Genomic DNA, 3509 nt, shown 5'->3' on the forward strand with positions numbered 1-3509 from the left:
CTGCAGGGGGTCCTTCAGTCCACCGCCGACAGCATCTGCCTCGTCGCGAAATCGTCCGACTATCAGGTCCGCGTCGCACTCGGCATCACCAACGAGGAAAACCTCGAAGCCATCGAACAGTCCGTCCGCGCCGTCGTCGAAACGCAGCGCGAGGCGATGATCGACTGCGAGCACTTCTTCGATGGCTACAAGTCGAACCGCGACTACGCGATCGCGGTCGCAAAAACGGCCTACGATGCCGGCGCGCGCTGGATCGTCCTGTGTGACACCAACGGCGGAACGCTGCCGCACGAGATCGAGCGCATCGTGGCCGACGTCGCGACGCACGTGCCCGGCAGCAATCTCGGCATTCATACGCACAACGATACGGAAAACGCCGTCGCCAACACGCTGATGGCGGTCCGCGCCGGCTGCCGGCAGATCCAGGGCACGCTCAACGGGCTGGGCGAGCGCTGCGGCAACGCCAATCTCACGTCCATCATTCCTACACTGCTTCTGAAGAGCGAATTCGCCGACGCGTTCGAGACCGGCGTCACGCCGGAGAAACTGCGCATACTGACGCACGCGAGCCGCGTGCTCGATGAAGTGCTGAACGAAGCGCCGAACCGCCACGCGCCCTACGTCGGCGAAAGCGCGTTCGCAACAAAGGCCGGCATTCACGCCTCCGCCTTGATGAAAGCGCCCGAAACCTACGAGCACGTGCCGCCTGAAAGCGTTGGCAACGAGCGCCGCATTCTCGTCTCGAAGCAGGGCGGGCGCTCATCGCTCACCTCCGCGCTCGAACGCCTGGGTCTGCCATCCGACAAGGACGACGCGCGCGTGCAAGCACTGCTCGACGAGGTGAAGGCGCGCGAGGATCAGGGCTATTCCTACGAGGCCGCCGAAGCGTCATTCGAGCTTCTGGCCCGCCGCGCACTGGCGAGCGTCCCGCGCTATTTCTCAGTCGATAATTTTCGCGTCACGGTCGAACGCCGCGAGGAACGGTCGCGCGCGCATAATGGTAACGGCACCGTTTCGCATGCCGTCGTCACCGTTTCGATCGCCGGCGACGACGCACCAATCGTCTCGGTCGGTGAAGGCAACGGTCCCGTCAACGCGCTCGACAAGGCACTGCGCAGCGACCTCGGCCGCTACCAGAAGCATATCGAGCATGTGGAACTCGTCGACTACAAGGTCCGTATCCTGACGCAGACCCATAAGGGCGGAACCGACGCGATCACGCGCGTGCTCGTCGAAAGTCACGACTCGCAAACCGGCGAGCGCTGGACGACTGTCGGCGTCTCACCCAACATCATCGACGCGAGCTTTGAAGCGCTTCTCGACAGCATCAATTACAAGCTGCTCAAAGACAACGCGCAGGGCGGCTGACGTTTTATCCCCAGCTGTGGACATGTGAACGGCTGCGGATACCGTTCACCGGTGGCAGCGCGATCCAGCCCGAGATCCATGCCTTCGCGCATCTTAACGCGCGTGAACACCTGCCAATTTGCCAAGCAATTATGACTGCGCGGATTTTTGAAATCCGCCGCGAGAATTGCTGCGCTGCTATGACGGTCAGCATAGTGATCAAAAAGCAGCGCCCGATTAAAAGGATCATGTTCAGCATGCGGATAAGTTGCGGCAACAATGTGCAATCGATAGCACTCGTTGTGGACAAGCTGTTGAAAACGGCAGCGCGGAAGGACATGGGGAGAGTAACGGGGAGCAAGTAGTGTGATGCGTAAGTGTGTTGCGTTTATCGCATGCGTTTTGTTGCAGTCCACCGGAGCATTCGCTGGGGACTTTCTGACATCGACCGATGGCTGGACCGGGTTTTCCGTCGGCGCCGGTATCGGCGCCAAGACCATCGATCAGAATGCCACCGCAGCAGCGGAGCGTTGGGACCTCTTCAAGAAAAAGACCTGCTTTTGGTACTATTATTGCGACACCGACTACTACGGTACCAAGCCCGAATATCTAAAGGGTTCGATGAACGACGACGCCTGGAAGATTTTCGGCACCGTGCAAGTCGGCTACGACCGGCTCCTTTTTGACCGCGTCCTCATCGGCGCCTTCGCCGACTACGATTTCCATCCCGAAGGCGATGAGCATGCCTCTTTCAGCTACAAGGGCAACTCGCTCTCGGGTGATCTCGACCGCGCGGGCACTTGGACGGTCGGTGGCCGCCTCGGCTATCTCGTGACGCCGCGGTTCCTCGTCTACGGTTTGGGCGGCTTCTCCCGCATGAACCAGGATGGATCGGTGACGGCGGCCTTCGACGGCCCGAAATACGCGCCCCTGCCGACGAGCGTCACACTGACAACCGGTGACCTCGATGGCTGGACCACTGGCGGTGGCATCGAAACCAAGCTCGACCGGATCGACAAGCGCCTCTCGCTTAAAGTTGAATATCGCTACTCGCGGTTTGAAGGCGATAGCGACGTCGGCTACGACGACGCTTTCAATAAAACGACCTATAAGAAGTGGTGGACCAAGACCCAGGTGAAGCATTGGGCGTCGGAAGGGGCAGGCTTCGATCTCGACGAGGCAACCGTGCAATCGGTCCGCGCCGTATTGGTCTGGAAATTACAAGCCGATCCCGCGCCGATCGAGCCACTGAAATAGCTTCTCACGTTAAAACGATCATCCCCTGGGGCGCCTCGTCCGAAGTCTAGCGTCGGAGGCGCCCTTCCCACATCCGGCTCTGTCGCGTTCAGCCGCCGGCAATCGCACCGACGATCAGAAACGGCTGCGATCCTGACTTGACCTCGTCGGGCAACGGCGCATCCATCGGCTCGTGCGAGAGATCGCGCTGACACGCGAAAAATCGCAAGAACGGCCGCCGCCGTTTCGTCACGTGATCGCGAATGGTCCCGCGCAACACCGGATATTGCGTCTCGAGCGCATCGAGAAGCGACCGTTGCGTCGCTTCTCCATCGACCTCGAGCACAACTTCGCCGTTGATGTTCGCATGCATCCGGAGATGCGACGGCAGCACGACGCGGATCATGCGAGCGTTTGCACTTCGACCGAGAGCACCGGCGGCAAGTCGCGAACGATTGCGTTCCACGTATCGCCGGCATCCGCGGAAGCATAGACCTGCCCGCCCGTCGTGCCGAAGTAGACGCCGCAGGAATCGAGCGTATCGACCGCCATCGCGTCGCGCAGCACGTTCACGTAGCAGTTGGACTGCGGAAGGCCTTTCGTCAGCGGCTCCCATTCCTGGCCGCCCGAGCGGCTGCGCCAGACCTGCAGCTTGCCATCAATCGGAAAGTGCTCCGCATCGCTCTTGATCGGGACGACGTAGATCGTGTCCGGCTCGTGCGCATGCACGTCGATGACGAAGCCGAAATCCGTCGGCAGGTTCCCGCTCACTTCGTGCCAGGAATCTCCGCCGTCGTTGCTGCGCATCACGTCCCAATGCTTCTGCATGAAGAGCACCTCCGGACGCGAGGGATGCATCGCCAGGCGGTGCACGCAGTGCCCGACATCCGCGTGCGGATCGGGGATATACTCCGACCGCAAGCCGC

At 61.1% G+C, this 3509-nt stretch carries 5 protein-coding genes; 2 read left to right on the forward strand and 3 right to left on the reverse strand.

The features are described from left to right. Window positions 1–1368 (forward strand): citramalate synthase (gene cimA / locus VN004_RS17330; protein ID WP_325612658.1); only part of this gene is annotated, 1368 nt, incomplete at its 5' end. Here the strand turns inward: cimA and VN004_RS17335 are convergent. Next, window positions 1332–1634 carry a hypothetical protein gene (locus VN004_RS17335; protein ID WP_325612661.1) on the reverse strand — a complete coding sequence of 101 codons (303 nt, stop codon included), beginning with the start codon at window positions 1632–1634 and terminating at the stop codon, window positions 1332–1334. The two genes, cimA and VN004_RS17335, sit on opposite strands and share 37 nt — an antisense overlap. A 115-nt stretch (window positions 1635–1749) precedes the next feature. On the opposite strand from VN004_RS17335, the gene VN004_RS17340 reads away from it, so the two are divergent. Beyond that, complete coding sequence (locus VN004_RS17340; RefSeq protein ID WP_325612665.1) at window positions 1750–2604, forward strand: outer membrane protein; 855 nt, start codon at window positions 1750–1752, stop codon at window positions 2602–2604. An 88-nt stretch (window positions 2605–2692) separates the two neighbouring features. On the opposite strand, the gene VN004_RS17345 is transcribed toward VN004_RS17340, so the two are convergent. Both VN004_RS17345 and VN004_RS17350 read right to left on the reverse strand, forming a co-directional pair. Continuing rightward, entirely contained in the window at window positions 2693–2989 is a 297-nt protein-coding gene (locus VN004_RS17345) for a MoaD/ThiS family protein (protein ID WP_325021961.1), read from the reverse strand. Further along, window positions 2986–3509, reverse strand: a 524-nt coding sequence (locus VN004_RS17350; RefSeq protein WP_414710342.1) for a WD40/YVTN/BNR-like repeat-containing protein, incomplete at its 5' end; no start/stop codon positions are given. The genes VN004_RS17350 and VN004_RS17345, both read right to left, overlap by 4 nt.

This window comes from Pseudorhodoplanes sp. (genome assembly GCF_035565855.1).
In the GTDB taxonomy this organism is placed as follows: domain Bacteria; phylum Pseudomonadota; class Alphaproteobacteria; order Rhizobiales; family Xanthobacteraceae; genus Pseudorhodoplanes.